The following is a 14,052-nucleotide window of genomic DNA, read 5'->3' as shown; positions in this document are numbered from 1 at the left end:
AAGCGCTTTCAAAATGATGGCTTGACTATTTGAGAGTTAAATGAAACAATGATTTATGAAAAATCGATACCCATTAACCGGAGTGAATATATGGATATCCTATCAATGCATTTCGGGAAACACTGCGTTCCAGAATGGAAATGGCATGTTCCCGTCGGTTGTCATCCAGGGTTTACCTTATGGAGTATTTGGGGTGGAGAAGGTCAAATCATGCTAGGCAAGAACTGCTACAAATTAAGCGTCGGTGATGTTTTTTTTATCAATTATCAGAACGAGGTCGACGCCTTTCAAAGTGAACATACCAGTCTCGATGTACGTTACATAGACTTCACATTGCAAAATCCGGATATCTTGTCTGACTTGCCTGAGCATCGTCATTTTGATCAATATCATTTTGTCCTTGAGCTTTTCAATCGCTTTCGTTTAGCCGAAGAGAGAAATAGCTTGACGCAAATGGAAGTGTGGTTGCAAGCGCTTATTACGGAATATCAACAGATAACGCCAACATCAACCGGAGCATATACAATAAAAATTGATGAGCTTTGCCGCATGTTTCAACAACACCCAGAGCAGCAATATGATATGAGCGAACTTGCCCAGAACTTTTCTCTTACGACAGATCATTTTATTCGCATTTTTAAACAAGAACGTGGAGTTACGCCCTACGCCTATCTGCAGCGCTGCAGACTGGAAACGGCCAAGACGCTGTTACGCATGTCTACTCTCAGTATCACGGACATTGCAAGCAGTTGCGGCTTTTCGGATATCTATAATTTTTCTCGTTTTTTTCAGTCAAAAACAGGAATGTCTCCAAGCAGATTTCGTAATTGAAATACTGCATCAATCCATCATTCGAATTTGACAGGCGTGCCATTTTCAGCGCTCAAGTAAACCATATCTAACATTTGAGTGATCTTAAGTCCCTGTTGAGGTGTGCACGGTACCTCTTCATCCTTAATAATGGCATCCAGAAACGCTTGCCGAACGTTCGGCTTCTTAGAAATCTTCATCTCTTCTAAAGGAATGTTACGGACTTCTCCGCCGATTTCCAAAAACACTGTATTACATGCATCATTCACAGCTCCAATTTCTCTTTGCAAGACCGCACCGCCCTTCGAGCCATAAATTCGTGTTGTAATCATCTCGTTCTCTCGATTGCTTGCCCAGGATGCTTCCAATTCAAGCATGACCCCATTGGTCATACGAAACATAGCTACCCCCATGTCCTCAAGCTCGAAATTCTGAATGCCTTTGCGTGCAGCCTCGTCCTTGGAGACCTTGCAAAACGTGTTTCCTAGTACCCACTCTGGATCTGGATACCCGCAAAACCACATAGCACGGTCAAGCACATGGACGCCAAGATCAATGAGAGCTCCACCGCCGCATACCTCTTTCCCTGATGAAAGCGGATACCACCATGGCACCCCACGTCTTCGTTGCCACTGCGTCCGCACATAATAGATCTCGCCGAGCTTGCCTTCGTCGATCACGGATTTTAACGTTTGGCATTCGTGTAGAAAACGCTGATTGAAGTTGATCATCAACTTCTTGTTGTACTTTTGAGAAGCCTCAAGCATTTTTCTCCCCTCAACCGCATTTCTTGCCATAGGCTTTTCACAAAGCACATGCACGCCCGCTTCCATCGCTTGAATGGAAAGTCTCATATGCAAAAAATTAGGAACTGCGATGCTAATCGCATCCAAATTTTCCTCTTTCAGCATCTTATCGAAATCCGTATATTTTTTTGAAATGTTATATATATCGCCTATCTCTTTCAGTCTTGATTCATCAACGTCGCACAACACAATTTCTTTAACGGTGTCGCTGCTAGCGTAGTCTTTAACATGACTAGCTCCCACAGTTAATCCGACAACACCTACTTTAAGTTTTCTGTTGTTCAAGCGTATCCCCCCGTTAATTGATTGCAGAAGCATAGATCACGATAATTCTTAAATCCTCTGGACCGTTATTAATAAGACCATGACTGCCGGATGCACGGCAGACGCTTATGTCCCCGGCTGACATCTCATATTGGTTGCCATCAAGCTCCATGATTCCGTGACCAGAAATGCAGTAATACCACTCTTCCATGGGAACATCGCTGTTATGCTGGTGATAGCCGAAGGTAGAACCTGGCGGGATGATATCATCATGAATGAATTTGATGTACTGCCTATCGCTCGATGCAACCGTTTGAATAATATCCTTTAGTTGAAAAGGACCAGTCCCACCATGGCAGTTTTGTCGAGTCTCATACGCTCGTGACTTATTCTCGATAAAATCCGTTTTTTTCATAAATTAAAACTCCTTTTCAAACATGAGTTGTGTACAATATTTTGATAAATTAATCATAGGCTTGACAAACTGGATTGTAAATGTTGAAAGGCGATATAATTTGTGTAAAATCGATATTATCGAAACTTTAATTCTAAGCATGTCGGTTTACCCACTGTCGTATTAAACAAAAAAACCGCCAAAGCCTTGGCGGTGGCGGTACCTCTGGGCGAGCAAGTCGTCGCCCTGTAGACGGAGTCGACGTCTCATTTTATACCTTATATAAAAGAATCAGTCACAGCACCTTTAGATGCATTCGTACCCTCCCAGCATCTGGTCGTGGTGCGACTGGGCATGTCATCTCATCCAAATGGTCTTATCGCTGGAGCCGATCGGCTAGTTGTCGATGTGATCGCGGCACTTCAACACAATTAATAGACTGGCTGTCTCCTTTGCGATTCGCCGTCTGATTGTAGCAGACGAGATTTTTTGTTTCTGGATCAATACGCAATGCCAGCCGATTCGGAATGAAAATATAGATGATAAAAAATGCTCATTTCAGTATGAAATGTATTTTTTTTGTTGAATACTATACTACTAAGTGGATATTGTGACCAAAAGAAGGAGCACAGAATGAAATATTTCTGGACCAATACAATTTGGTATATAATTTTAGGAATTGCCTCTATGATAGAACTAACATTTGGGATAATTAACAACAAAAGAAAAAAGCTTTTATTGGGTTTGTTTATAAGTATTGTGGGAGTAACGGTTATGTGTGAAATTATTATCATGGCTGACTTTAAGTCTTATTCATACTACCCAAAGATTTTACCGGAATCATGGCAACATTTTAAGCTTCCTCATGCTGAATATTATTGGCACAATGAATCGATTATTGGTAATTATTTTTCACAGATGTCTATATCAGCAACAGCTGTTTTGCTAGCAGCTCGTAATCTAAAGTTTTATTGGTATGTAATTAGTATCTTTCTATACTGCCTAATAGAAGAGTTGTTTTTATATTTAGGTATTTATAGTCATAATTGGTACCGGACATGGATGACATTTGTTGGTCTTATCATTCTTTTTGGTGTAACAAAATTAATATATATGAAAAGCCTGAAAGGAAACGGCCGAGTTTTAAATTTTATCTATATTTTGTTTGGATTATTGGGTATCAATTGGTTCACATCACCTGGCTGGTTCATGTATTTGTTTGGAGTTCAGACGTTAACAGCCAATTTGTTTTCGACCCCTTCTGCCATTGCAGCTACTATGTATGCCGGTTTAACATTTTTACAGGGAATTACTGCAATGACCACATATTTTTTTAAGCCTAAGTGGTGGTGGTATATTATTGTTTCAGGTCTTCTCTTCTTGCAACATTATCTTTTATATATATTTAATCTCAACGTCTTTAAATATTGGTGGGGGTTTGGTGTTTATTCTACAACATGGATTTTGGGAACATGGTTGCAAATCTATATTTTGGATAAACTTTATGATGGCACCAACAAAAAGAGTTTCAGGTATGCGAAATAGAGCGGCTAACGAGATCCCATCCCCTTCGAGAGATTCCGCTCCCTCCCGTAGAGATGATCGATTTCATCATGGTTGCTACTTCCGAACTCGACGCGGGAGACCGCTTAGGAGTGACGATCTCTGTTTGAGTCGGAGGTTTTCATGGACTTGACTGCTAACGCGATGGAAAAGGATATTAATGATTGTGCAGGCACATACGAATTATTGAGGATGCACGCCCTCATCTCTGCTTTATGAAAATTATTAATATTGTTAAATACATGAATTCCACGTCAATATACCCACCCCATTTCTTTATCTCTACATATCATAAATCAGACAATTTGATTATGGAGATGAGAGAATGACAACCCCCATTGACGTGATAATCCCCGCGATTGAAAAAGATTTAGGTACGCTTCCCCATGTGATTGATGCCGTTAGAAAATTTGTGAAGCACCCCATTCGAGAAATCATTATCGTGGCTCCGCGGACTCAGCGTATGCTTGATCTTTGCTCACGCAAGAAGTGCAGATTCATTCACGAAGATACCGTACTGCCGATAACGAAGAAAGATATTCATTATCAAGGAAAAACTTGGAATCGATCTGGGTGGCTTTATCAACAGCTGCTCAAAATGAACGGCGATACGTTAGGCAGTTCAAAATACTATTTGGTCATTGATGCCGACACGATACTCATCCGACCGCACGTCTTTAAAGTAGGCAACAAGACTGTTTTCTACTGTAGAAACTGGAGTCAAGGCGAATACTTCACTACGTATAAAAAATTAATGGGAAAAAGCCGCTCATCTCGCATGTCTTTTGTAACTCACTACATGTTATTTGAAAAATCGAAAATTAAACAGTTGAAGCAAGCGATTGAGCATAGGCATAGCAGAAGCTGGTATTCAGCAATTATCAATAGCATGAATACATCCAAGCAATTTGCCTTCTCGGAATTTGAGACATATGGCAATTTTCTATATTCAACAAGACCTGAGAAGATGATCTTAAAGCCTGCATTGAATAAAAGCTTGAATATGAGCGGTCCCTATATATCTCCGCTCAAGATGTCTGCTTTGCAAAAGCGATACAGGTCTATTTCTTTTCACAAACGTAAAGGTTACGTTAAAACCATCAAGAAGATGGTTAAATGAAGCCCTATACTGTTGTTTGGAAAGGGCCTGTGCACAAAAAAAGCGGTCTTGGACGCGCAAGCAGAGCGTACCTGCGAGCACTGAGGCGGCAAGGTGTTCCGGTAAGCGTCGGTTCTAAAAAAGATTATTTAACTTCAAATGCGAAGAAGGCTCTTATTTATCATCATATTCCTACTCAGATGAAGTGGAAGAAATTGCGAAGATCTTATGATCCGATAATTTTAAATACGGTTTGGGAAACAAGCAAGACCCCCAAAAGCTGGCTTTCGAATATGAACAAGTTCGATGCCATATGTGTACCCTCACAACATAATAAGAGGGCATTACGAAATAGCGGAGTTAAGGTACCGATATACATGGTGCCCCACGGTGTAAATACAAGGGAGTTTCATCCAGACAATAAAAAGATGAGTTTGCCCGGTGCTGAAGGAAAATTTATTTTTGTGTCTATCTTCGGCTTCCAGCATCGCAAAAATCCAGAAGGCCTGCTGAGAGCGTATTGGGAAGAATTTTCTTCCGAGGATAACGTTATGCTTGTGATTAAAACGAATGGTTATGCGGCTTATGAGAATGAGAAATGGATTAAGCGAAAAATAAAAAAATACAAGGAAAAACTCGGTATTCGCAAAAACACTGCACCTATCGTCATTATTGGCAAGCATATCAGTGAAAAGCAGCTGAAAGGTTTGTACACGCTCGGCGATGTTTTCGTCCTCCCTACTCGTGGCGAGGGTGTAGGACTTCCTTTCCTAGAATCACTGGCTAGCGGAGTACCGGTCATCGCGACAGGCTGGGGCGGACAAATGGATTTCCTTACCCCCACTAACTCGTTCCTCCTTTCGTATCAGCTGAAAAACCCATCCGTTAGTATGAACAGTTCCCACGCCATTTCAAGAAAGTTCAGCAATCTGTTCGCGCAAAAAGGACAACTATGGGCAGAACCGCATTTAATCAGCTTAAAGGCAAACATGCGTAGAGCATATGAGAATCCGGAACTTTGCAGAGCCAAGGGACGCCAAGGCAGAAAGGATATGCTGCGTTTTTCATGGGATCGTGCCGGGAAGCTAATGAAGCATTCACTTGAAACCGTAATTAGATCTAAGAAATAGGTGGGGTTCCCCAAGGAGGCGTGGTAACTTGCGTATTGTACTATTGTGCGGGGGCTCTGGAAAAAGGCTATGGCCTTTATCCAATGAGATACGCTCTAAGATATTTCTTAAGCTTTTGAAATCCGAAGATGGGGTCATCGAATCCATGATAGAGCGGTTATGCAGGCAACTGGAAGAGGTCGGACTGCTGCAATCCACCTATATCGTCACTCATCAAACTCAAGTAGAAATAACACGTGCCTATGTAGGAGAGCACATTCCAATCATTGCGGAACCTTATAAACGAGGAACATTCACTGCAGTCGCATTAGCTGTCAGTTATCTTAATGAAAACGTACAGATGGATCCAGATGAAACGGTTTGTATTCTTCCCGTAGACACCTATGTAGATACCGCTTTTTTTCGTCTCCTTCACCAATTTCCCGAAGTTCTTTCTCGATCTCATGCAGACCTTGCCCTCCTGGGAACAAAACCTAATACCCCCTCTGATCAGTTTGGTTATATTGTCCCAATTCTACCGAAGGCGCACCCTGAGTATGCTTTCGTCAGTCAGTTTATTGAAAAACCTGATGTTCAAACAGCCAGTCGTTTACTTGAGCAACACGCTTTGTGGAATTGCGGTATTTTTGCATTCCCCTTCAAGTTCATGCTGACTTATCTGAAAAACAATGGACATCCTACCCAAGTTGAACCATGGCTCGCGAAATACGAAGAACTTGCAGCTCTAAGCTTCGATCGAGAAGTCGTCGAGCATACACAGCCAATTGTTGTCATGGACTATGAAGGTTTCTGGAGTGATCTGGGGAGTTGGGCATCGCTCAGCAGTCATTTCGAGGATCAAGTGATCGGCTCAGGAGGAATAGCTGACGATGCTGGTAATTCCCATCTAATCAACGAACTTCCTTATCCCATTGAAATAATAGGCGTTCCAGATCTTATTGTAGCTGCTAACTCTGACGGAATTCTTATCTCCAATAAGGATAAAGCTGATCGCATCAAGGAAATACTTGGCCCAACATCTCAGATGCCCATGTATGAAGAGAAAAGATGGGGTTCCATTCGAATCATCGATTATTGGAAAAATGAAGATGGCATTGAGATTATGATTAAGAAAGTGACGCTTACACAAGGAAAAAATACGAGCTATCATCAACATCTCAAATGCCAAGAAATCGTGACCATTTTGTCAGGAAGTGCGGAGATCCTCATAGAGGATCGGCTCCACAAGCTTCAAGCCGGCGAAGCTTTACAGATTCCAATCGGAATCAAACATGGGATTAAGGCAGTTACACCTCTTCAGTTCATGGAAGTGCAGATGGGAGAAGAACTTGCAAAAAAAGATATCACTCGTTTTGCAATGCACTGGTAGTCTAGTCTTAAAATGGCAAAGAAGCATACGTTTGTGACGCTTAGCAGCGACACTCCTGTATGCTTTTTTATTTATATTCCATTTTACAATTTTTACAATATAGTAACTTGTCGAACAGCCCCCTGAAAACAGGTGTACCCGAAGAATACTATGGGGACCCGTCTTCCGCCTCCATGCCGGACCCTTACTTACAATAAAGGAGGAAATGAACTATGTTTAAACAGTTTGATAAGTTTTTTGGCATCGACTTGGGCACCTCAAACACTGTCATTTACGAACGAGGCAAAGGAATTGTGCTTAATGAGCCTTCCGTAATCGCCTTCCATCAAGTAACGTCGGAATTCATCGCTGCAGGCTTTGAGGCGCAAGCCATGATCGGCCGTTCTCCGGAATATGTAGAAATTACGTACCCGCTGCAAAATGGCGTTATCGCCAATTTTGATAGAACGAGTGTCATGCTGCAATATTTCATTAAAAAAATTCAAGGCAGACCCTCTTTTTTACGAAGCTCACAGATTTACATATCGGTACCATGCGGCATCACCAATGTTCAAAAACGTGCAATTGAAGAAACCATTGTCCATAAAGGAGCTCGAAAAGCGATTGCCATTGAGGAACCGATCGCCGCTGCCCTTGGCGCGGGTCTTCGTCTGGACGAGCCAATCGGACATTTAGTGCTTGATATCGGTGGAGGCACTTCGCAAGTTGCGATTCTATCGCTGGGAGGCGTTGTCGCCAGCCAAACGATTAACCGTGCCGGCTTGTCAATTGATCGGGATATTCGCGATTACGTGAAACGAACCTATAATCTGGAAATCGGGGAACGCACCGCGGAACATATTAAGAAGGAAATCGGAACAGCAACCGATTCAAGCGCAGAGCGTACGCTGGACATCCGCGGCCGGGATTTGGTTGACGGCTTGCCGCGATCCATCCCCCTCAAGTCGAGTGAGATTTTCACGGTTATCAATGATTTCTTGGAAACCTTGATTGAAGCGATTCGAGCGACGATGGAGCGGGTTCCCCCTGAGTTGGCCGGCGATGTCATTGAGCAAGGTATCTTGCTCTGCGGCGGTGGCGCCTTAATTGAAGGAATCGACGAGCGCATCCGGATGGAAACTGGTGTTGCTGTTCATATTGCCGATCATCCGCTAGAGTGCACAGCGATTGGCACCGGGATGATGCTGGACGGCAGTCGCAGCAAAAGCTGGTCCTTACCATCTAACGAGAAACCGCAAGATGAAATAGCGATGTAACATGTAGAAAAGTGTCCCCGAGTCATTTGATGACGTTAGGGACATTTTTTTTCTACACTTGAACAGTCCTCAGTAATGAAAAATTATCAGTACTATAACACCTGATTAAGCTTGCTTTCAGGTTCTTCCCCGTTTTTTATATGTTTTATATTATTCACAAAGAAATCATATCTTTTCTTATGCAATTTGACGCCATCTGGCATGCCGGCAGTATGGGGAGTAAGTATAACATTACTCAAATCCCTTAATTCACTGTCAATTGAAAGCGGTTCAGATTCAAACACATCCAAGCATGCTCCTGAAATTTCTTTATTTTTTAAAGCAGCGATTAAGTCATTTTCATTGACAATCCCACCGCGAGCCGTATTGATAAAAAGTGCGGTATTCTTCATCTTTTTGAATACTCCTTTATCAATCAGCTGTTTGGTTTGCGGACTCAGTGATGTATGTACAGTGACTATATCTGATACACTTACAAGATTATCGAAATCCGTCATTTTTACAAAGCTGTCAGGTTGTACAACGGCATGTCTAGCAGTAACCAGCACATTCATATCAAAAACCTTGCAAAACTCAGCTACTTTTTTTCCGACAGCACCAAAGCCGATAATCCCTACCGTTTTACCTTTCAATTCACTTCCTATATAATCCAACTGTTTTTCATCTATTCTGGTTTTCATGAATTTATCAAGGTACGGTATGTTTTTATAATAAGACAACATCAGCGCCATTACATGCTCGGCCACTGCCTGCGCATTCACTCCTGCAGCATTAGCTACCCAAATACCTAGTTGCGTGCAGGCATCAATATCTACATTATCATACCCTGCCCCCGTCTGTACCAGTTTCAAATTTTTTGCCTTGGATAGTAAGTCGCGATCCACTTTGATATGTTCAGGTATGATTACCTGGCAGTCTCCAATATGATGAAGCATTTCTTCTCCAGGCGGCACAATTACAATGTCCCAGTCATTAGGAAAATATGTTTTAATCGTTGATTTTGAATTTTGTGTAAAATGGCCAACTATAAGAATTTTCATTGCCAAGCCTCCTCCAATTTCTTTGAAAAAGAAAAATTAAATATATCCAGCCTGTTTAGACTCATCTCCAAGAATGCTCTGTTCTTTTCGAATAAGATGCAGTTGAATACTCAAAGTATACTCGAAATAAGGAAGCCAGGTAATATATTTTGCGTATTTTAACTATAGCTCCCGAACAATATGCCTCCCACTACGGAAGATGAGGTGCAACGGATGAAAAAAGTTCGAAAGTCACGCACATTGAGCAGTAAATGGCTCAAAACGAAAATATTGCTACGCAGCAAGGAAGTTAGAGCCTTTGTCCCCGAGACGAAATTATTGAATTCCACCAATCTGTTTACGATGCTGAATAAGCACAGGATGGTTTACGTCAAACCTGTTCGTGGCACCTCTGGCCAAGGCGTGATCCGTGTGGAGCGAACCGGAGGTGGTACCTTCACTTACAAGGTAGATAAAGTGAAGCGGAGATTTGTAACATACAATGCTATGTTTCAGTCTTTGAGCAAATCGAAACTACATCGAGCCTACTTAATTCAAAAAGGTATTCAGCTGTTGACCTATCAAAGACGGATTTTTGATATTAGAGTTATGGTCCAAAAAAACATGAAAAATGAGTGGGAAGTTACCGGCTATATCGGTCGAGTCGCACATCCGAAGAAAATTGTGACTAACTACCACAATAGCGGCAAACCTATATCACTTGAACTCCTGATCGGCGCCTATTTAAGCCCAATGAATACTCAAGCTTATATAAATAAATTAAAAATACTTGGATTGCGAATCGCTGAGCAATTCCAAAGACAACATCCTGGTTTCAAGGAAATTGGTGTCGATATTGGTGTGGATACAAAGTTCAAGCCGTGGATTATCGAAGTCAATACGGCACCAGACCCCTTTATATTCAATCAGCTTAAAAATAAGAATATGTATCGAAAAGCATTGCGATTAGCACGAAATCACGGAAGATTTAGGAGATAACAATTTCATTATTAGACGTGAATTCTGCACAAAAAGGAAGATGAACTTATGGACATCTTCCTGGTTCATTTCATATAATCATTTAAATTTTACATCTCAGATTAAGACCAATCTAAGAATTTGGCGAATGAACAGAAATCTAAAAACGATGATACCTCTCGCGTTCATGAATTTAATTCGTATTCTTGTTAACCCTCTTGCCACTACACGTGCATTAAAAACGGTTGTTGTTCCATTGGCGTTTCTGTAAACAATTCCATAAAATTGATTAACCAAAATTGTCATATATATCAACTCCTTTCAATTGAGTTAATATATAATATTCTCAAGATTCATAGATGCGAGGGCTAATCGCCACGGACGATGTGAATCTGTTTCTTACGGTTCCGGACATATTGTAATAATCCTCTTCTCCCTGGTTAAAATCATTCCTTCAGGGAACTATATAAGCGGAAAGAAATTTACTTTAGGAGCTGATAGGAATGGGAATTTTAAGCGGTAATCAAAAAGACGAACCGTTGCATTACGGTGAAATCTATGCCCTTTGGCAACTCTCTATGGCAGCAAAAGGTTGTATTTCCGTGAACCGAGCGTACCAATTCCACGCCGGGGATAAAGATCTGAAAAAACTAATCAACGATGTCATTGATCAAGCTGAACTCGAGGCAAGCGAAAGTGATGCTATTTTAACCAGCAATGGCATTGTCCCTCCTCCTTCTCTCCCTGATCGCCCTGAAACCAAACTTGAGGATATCCCATTGGGCGTAAAATTCTCGGATCAAGAGCTTGCTTCTATGATTTGGGCGGATAATTCCGTCAGCTTAGTTGCGTGCAGTCAAAGTATGGTAGCCTCAACTCGAGAAGATGTAGGAGCCTTATTTGCAAAATACAATGCAGCAAAAGCTGCGCTAGGTCTTAGACTACTTAAAATGAATAAAGAAAAAGGATGGTTAATCCCTCCTCCACTACAAATCAAAAGACCTGAATTAGTTGAAGCCTAGAAACTTATTTTCTCCCATTAGAAACCTGAAATTCTCTTGAAAAAACAGAAAAACAAGCATCTTTTATTCTGGGTGCTTGTTTTTTGGCTATTTAGCTTTATAAAAAGGAGTGAATTAAAAAGAGAACCGCAAACGCAAGTCCTGATCTCAAATGCCACTTCCGATCAAGCCGTTGATACCTCAGTATTCCTGAGACTGGAACCGGAAGAAGAACAAGTAAAGCAAGTAACCCGCTAATATTATTAAAATCGAACTTAAAACCATACATGAAAACAGCAACTGTATGCAGCACGATTAAGGCTATCGCGATGATCGCTAGTGGTGTGTGTAATCTCCGAGCAAGTCGCAGTACGGATGAAAGCCATTTTTTCACACGACTTAGATTCCCCCAAATCCGCTGTCTTAAAGCAAATAGGAGAACGTAGTAAGCGAGTACTACAAATAAAGCAATTCTTGCGTAAGACCCGAAATCTTTATAGACATGTTCAAAGTGTTTACTATGAAGTGTCACAGAGGGGGTTTGTAATAACCCTTTTAACTGCCATAATAAGTATACAACAGCGACTATAAGCGCTATGATCATTCCTATTTGCTCTTTTTGGGGTATCCATCCCTGGTTAGACTTGTGATTTCCTTTTGCCATTCTGTTCACTTTGTTTTCCTCCATTAGAATACGAATGTTTCCACTGACTTCGGCTTAACATACTATAAAGATTCCCGATAAGTAATGGGATAAATAAATACATCAAGCCTCCGAAAATTCCATAAATAATTACGCCAACTGCTGAGCATAAGAACCCGAAGATGTACTGCTCCTTCTCTTTGGCTGGTGTTGTTGGTGGATCCGTGAGCATGAAAAGTGCGAAGAACAGGGTTGCATTGATAAATGGTGATCGAAATGCATCACTTGCATCGCCGAAATGAACAATTCCCATAATCAAAAGAAGCACAAATGTGGTACCAAGATAGGAAAAAACCATAGGGAATTTATTGACACGGTTTACTGTCCAGTATCCGCCGACTAACAACAAGATGGTTGTCCAAGCAGGCAGATCCCCGAATGCCCCCCACCAGCTTTGTCCGGTTCGAAATAAAAGAAGTGAGGCGAGTAAACCGAAAGCCGCTGGGTTAAAGATGGGCTTTTTCTTATAAGAGAGCAAATATTTGGATGATATCGAGATAAGCGCTGTTGCTGAAACGACATACCACGAAGTGCTTGTACTCAAAATCAAGGCGATGATCATCCCGGTTATCATTGAACCGTCAGGGAAAGTCCTTTTCTTTTTAATCAAATACGAGTACAAGTGATCGGCAATAACGGAAACACCAACTGCAATGACACAGTTTAGGATGCCACTGAAATCCAATGAATAAACCGTCACGATACAAAGAAAGCCGATCAAGGTGAACATGACGTATCTTTTCGGCGTTCGAAGCCATGGCGTACCGGACACTTAGACACCTCCTATTCGATTCACTTGTAAGGTTTGATCAATTAGAATCCCTTTTAGATTCCATTGCTCTAGTACAGATCTCGCTTCTGTCGTATCCATTAAAAATATGGCTGTAGAGCATGCATCCGCCATCAAAGCGTATCTAGCTATCACACTACAGCTGACCCATTCATCAGGGGAACGCTTGCTGTTTGGGCTGATAATGTGATGAATATCCGGACTCAGTGGGCTTGTGCGCTCATAACTTCCCGAAGTACAAACAGCCTCATCGGATACTTCAAGCCATTCAATAACCTCATCTTTATGCAGTGGATGTTGGATGCCAACTTGCCACTTTCTTCCCCGTTCATCGAATCCTCCGGCAAAAAGATCTCCGCCTGCGTTCACCATATATCCTGCAAATTCTCTCAATTCATATGCCGCGACATCAATTGCAAATCCCTTGGCAACGGCGCCTAAATCGATAACCAGAGGTTTGTTGATGGTCACCGTACGATGTTCATCATCGAGCGTGATATCCTGATAGGTGGCTGATCGATTTGCTACGCTATCCACAATCTCCCCGGATAAATAATGTTGATTAAAGCCGTAATCCTCAAGCGCTTTACCAACCGTTGGATCGAATAAGCCATTTGTAACTTTGGCAATCTCCAAAGCAAACTTCAGGGGCTCGAATAAATAGGGACTAATCTTTACAGGCGTCTGAATCTCTTTCGTCACCTGCATAACTTCGCTGTCTCGGTTAAAGCGGCTGCAGGCATGCTCTACTTTTCGAAAGGCTTCAAAAGCTCGATCAATAGCAGCTGCAGCCATCACGTTTTGTGAGGCATCCATAACGACTTGTATGTCAATGGCGGTATCCATAAATAACTTCGTTTTTCTCATGAT

Annotated in this window: 14 protein-coding genes; 8 read left to right on the top strand and 6 right to left on the bottom strand. The window is 41.7% G+C overall.

Annotated features, from left to right (window positions below):
• Window positions 1-90 precede the first annotated feature (90 nt).
• The gene (locus EJQ19_RS04245; RefSeq protein ID WP_164716309.1) at window positions 91-831 is read left to right on the top strand and encodes a helix-turn-helix transcriptional regulator; all 741 of its coding nucleotides are present in this window, start codon (window positions 91-93) and stop codon (window positions 829-831) included.
• 17 nt (window positions 832-848) lie between these two features.
• Here EJQ19_RS04245 and EJQ19_RS04240 read toward each other — a convergent pair whose 3' ends face one another.
• Both EJQ19_RS04240 and EJQ19_RS04235 read right to left on the bottom strand, forming a co-directional pair.
• Complete coding sequence (locus tag EJQ19_RS04240) at window positions 849-1,901, bottom strand: Gfo/Idh/MocA family protein (RefSeq protein ID WP_164716308.1); 1,053 nt, start codon at window positions 1,899-1,901, stop codon at window positions 849-851.
• Window positions 1,902-1,914: 13 nt separating this feature from the next.
• Complete coding sequence (locus EJQ19_RS04235) at window positions 1,915-2,295, bottom strand: cupin domain-containing protein (protein ID WP_126139954.1); 381 nt, start codon at window positions 2,293-2,295, stop codon at window positions 1,915-1,917.
• A 612-nt stretch (window positions 2,296-2,907) separates the two neighbouring features.
• Here EJQ19_RS04235 and EJQ19_RS04230 point away from each other — a divergent pair.
• The 5 genes from EJQ19_RS04230 to mreB all read left to right on the top strand — a co-directional run bounded on the left by EJQ19_RS04230 (window position 2,908) and on the right by mreB (window position 8,691).
• Window positions 2,908-3,819 carry a hypothetical protein gene (locus tag EJQ19_RS04230; RefSeq protein ID WP_126139953.1) on the top strand — a complete coding sequence of 304 codons (912 nt, stop codon included), beginning with the start codon at window positions 2,908-2,910 and terminating at the stop codon, window positions 3,817-3,819.
• Between the two features lie 343 nt (window positions 3,820-4,162).
• Window positions 4,163-4,957 carry a DUF6492 family protein gene (locus EJQ19_RS04225; protein ID WP_126139952.1) on the top strand — a complete coding sequence of 265 codons (795 nt, stop codon included), beginning with the start codon at window positions 4,163-4,165 and terminating at the stop codon, window positions 4,955-4,957.
• A complete protein-coding gene (locus EJQ19_RS04220) occupies window positions 4,954-6,066 on the top strand; it encodes a glycosyltransferase family 4 protein (protein WP_126139951.1) in 1,113 nt (370 codons plus the stop codon). The genes EJQ19_RS04225 and EJQ19_RS04220 overlap by 4 nt, the downstream gene beginning before the upstream one ends.
• Window positions 6,067-6,094: 28 nt before the next feature.
• The gene (locus EJQ19_RS04215) at window positions 6,095-7,435 is read left to right on the top strand and encodes a sugar phosphate nucleotidyltransferase (protein ID WP_126139950.1); all 1,341 of its coding nucleotides are present in this window, start codon (window positions 6,095-6,097) and stop codon (window positions 7,433-7,435) included.
• Between the two features lie 212 nt (window positions 7,436-7,647).
• On the top strand, window positions 7,648-8,691 hold the full coding sequence (mreB, locus tag EJQ19_RS04210; RefSeq protein ID WP_126139949.1) for a rod shape-determining protein: 1,044 nt from the start codon (window positions 7,648-7,650) through the stop codon (window positions 8,689-8,691).
• A 92-nt stretch (window positions 8,692-8,783) separates the two neighbouring features.
• Here mreB and EJQ19_RS04205 read toward each other — a convergent pair whose 3' ends face one another.
• Window positions 8,784-9,731, bottom strand: coding sequence for an NAD(P)-dependent oxidoreductase (locus EJQ19_RS04205; protein ID WP_126139948.1), 948 nt, complete (start codon window positions 9,729-9,731; stop codon window positions 8,784-8,786).
• 213 nt (window positions 9,732-9,944) lie between these two features.
• Here EJQ19_RS04205 and EJQ19_RS04200 point away from each other — a divergent pair, with 213 nt between their 5' ends.
• Both EJQ19_RS04200 and EJQ19_RS04195 read left to right on the top strand, forming a co-directional pair.
• The gene (locus EJQ19_RS04200) at window positions 9,945-10,709 is read left to right on the top strand and encodes a YheC/YheD family protein (protein WP_126139947.1); all 765 of its coding nucleotides are present in this window, start codon (window positions 9,945-9,947) and stop codon (window positions 10,707-10,709) included.
• A 482-nt stretch (window positions 10,710-11,191) separates the two neighbouring features.
• Window positions 11,192-11,710, top strand: coding sequence for a DUF3231 family protein (locus EJQ19_RS04195; protein ID WP_126139946.1), 519 nt, complete (start codon window positions 11,192-11,194; stop codon window positions 11,708-11,710).
• Between the two features lie 97 nt (window positions 11,711-11,807).
• Here the strand turns inward: EJQ19_RS04195 and EJQ19_RS04190 are convergent, their stop codons facing one another.
• From EJQ19_RS04190 to EJQ19_RS04180, 3 genes are read right to left on the bottom strand one after another with little or no spacing between them, the layout of a single operon-like run.
• A complete protein-coding gene (locus EJQ19_RS04190) occupies window positions 11,808-12,362 on the bottom strand; it encodes a hypothetical protein (RefSeq protein ID WP_126139945.1) in 555 nt (184 codons plus the stop codon).
• Complete coding sequence (locus EJQ19_RS04185) at window positions 12,328-13,164, bottom strand: RnfABCDGE type electron transport complex subunit D (protein ID WP_126139944.1); 837 nt, start codon at window positions 13,162-13,164, stop codon at window positions 12,328-12,330. Before EJQ19_RS04185 ends, EJQ19_RS04190 begins: the two co-directional genes overlap by 35 nt.
• Window positions 13,165-14,049, bottom strand: coding sequence for an FAD:protein FMN transferase (locus tag EJQ19_RS04180; RefSeq protein ID WP_126139943.1), 885 nt, complete (start codon window positions 14,047-14,049; stop codon window positions 13,165-13,167). It lies immediately after the preceding gene.
• Window positions 14,050-14,052 lie beyond the last annotated feature (3 nt).

It is taken from the genome of Paenibacillus whitsoniae (genome assembly GCF_003955665.1).
GTDB lineage: Bacteria > Bacillota > Bacilli > Paenibacillales > NBRC-103111 > Paenibacillus_E > Paenibacillus_E whitsoniae.
This window is presented reverse-complemented; position numbering and strand designations above follow the sequence as displayed.

Coding starts and splice junctions, on each gene's coding strand:
- EJQ19_RS04200 (WP_126139947.1), top strand. CDS start 9,945: ATGAAAAAAGTTCGAAAGTCACGCACATTGAGCAGTAAATGGCTCAAA.
- EJQ19_RS04245 (WP_164716309.1), top strand. CDS start 91: ATGGATATCCTATCAATGCATTTCGGGAAACACTGCGTTCCAGAATGG.
- EJQ19_RS04180 (WP_126139943.1), bottom strand. CDS start 14,049: ATGAGAAAAACGAAGTTATTTATGGATACCGCCATTGACATACAAGTC.
- EJQ19_RS04220 (WP_126139951.1), top strand. CDS start 4,954: ATGAAGCCCTATACTGTTGTTTGGAAAGGGCCTGTGCACAAAAAAAGC.
- EJQ19_RS04205 (WP_126139948.1), bottom strand. CDS start 9,731: ATGAAAATTCTTATAGTTGGCCATTTTACACAAAATTCAAAATCAACG.
- mreB (WP_126139949.1), top strand. CDS start 7,648: ATGTTTAAACAGTTTGATAAGTTTTTTGGCATCGACTTGGGCACCTCA.
- EJQ19_RS04195 (WP_126139946.1), top strand. CDS start 11,192: ATGGGAATTTTAAGCGGTAATCAAAAAGACGAACCGTTGCATTACGGT.
- EJQ19_RS04230 (WP_126139953.1), top strand. CDS start 2,908: ATGAAATATTTCTGGACCAATACAATTTGGTATATAATTTTAGGAATT.
- EJQ19_RS04235 (WP_126139954.1), bottom strand. CDS start 2,295: ATGAAAAAAACGGATTTTATCGAGAATAAGTCACGAGCGTATGAGACT.
- EJQ19_RS04225 (WP_126139952.1), top strand. CDS start 4,163: ATGACAACCCCCATTGACGTGATAATCCCCGCGATTGAAAAAGATTTA.